Origin of the sequence: Mesorhizobium sp. M7A.F.Ca.CA.002.09.1.1, from assembly GCF_003998555.1 — a bacterium.
GTDB classification, from domain to species: Bacteria; Pseudomonadota; Alphaproteobacteria; order Rhizobiales; family Rhizobiaceae; genus Mesorhizobium; species Mesorhizobium ciceri.
In genome coordinates, this window is sequence record NZ_RZRR01001413.1 from 1 (window position 1) to 804 (window position 804).

The following is an 804-nucleotide window of genomic DNA, read 5'->3' on the forward strand; positions in this document are numbered from 1 at the left end:
ACGTTGAGCTCTTCGGCCGCGATGCGGAAGTTGAGATGACGCGCCGAGGCTTCGAAGGCGCGCAGCGCATTCAACGGCGGCAAGCTGAGGAAGGTTTCGGGCATGCAGTAGTTTTTCTACAGGTTGATTTCAGGCATTCTGGTTCGAACCGACGGGGAAAACCAGCTATATCGACGCTCAACTCCCGAAAACACCGCTTGCGGTGCCCGCAAACCCTGAGAGGAAAATCCGATGAGTGTAGAAAAAGTAGCTGTGGTGGTGGCCGGCGGCAGCGGCATGGGGGCGGCGGCGGCCAAGCGGCTGGCGGCGGACGGCTTCAAGATTGCCATTCTTTCCTCTTCGGGCAAGGGCGAGGCGCTGGCCAAGGAGCTTGGCGGGCTCGGCGTCACCGGCTCCAACCAGTCGAACGACGATCTGCAGCGCCTCGTCGACCTGACGCTGGAGCGCTATGGCCGCATCGACGTGCTGGTCAACAGCGGCGGCCACGGGCCGCGTGCGCCGATCCTCGAGATCACCGACGAGCAATGGCACACCGGCATGGACGTCTACCTCCTCAACGTCATCCGGCCGGTGCGCATCGTGGCGCCGCAGATGGTCAAGCAGAAGGGTGGGGCCATCATCAACATCTCGACGGCCTGGGTGGTCGAGCCGAGCCCGATGTTCCCGACGTCCGCCGTGTTCCGCGCCGGCGTTGCCGCCTACACCAAGATCTTCGCCAACACCTATGCCGCCGACAATGTGCGCATGAACAATGTGCTGCCCGGCTGGATCGACAGCCTGCCGGCCACCGAAGAACGCCGCGAC

The 804-nt window shown here is 63.6% G+C and carries 1 protein-coding gene and 1 pseudogene; one reads left to right on the top strand and one right to left on the bottom strand.

The window, feature by feature from the left end; genetic code table 11:
- Nucleotides 1-104 (bottom strand): annotated as a pseudogene (locus tag EN994_RS33625) (LysR family transcriptional regulator); the annotation flags it as partial.
- A gap of 127 nt (nt 105-231) precedes the next feature.
- On the opposite strand from EN994_RS33625, the gene EN994_RS33630 reads away from it, so the two are divergent.
- A partial coding sequence (locus tag EN994_RS33630; RefSeq protein ID WP_127308266.1) for an SDR family NAD(P)-dependent oxidoreductase occupies nt 232-804 on the top strand: 573 nt, incomplete at its 3' end.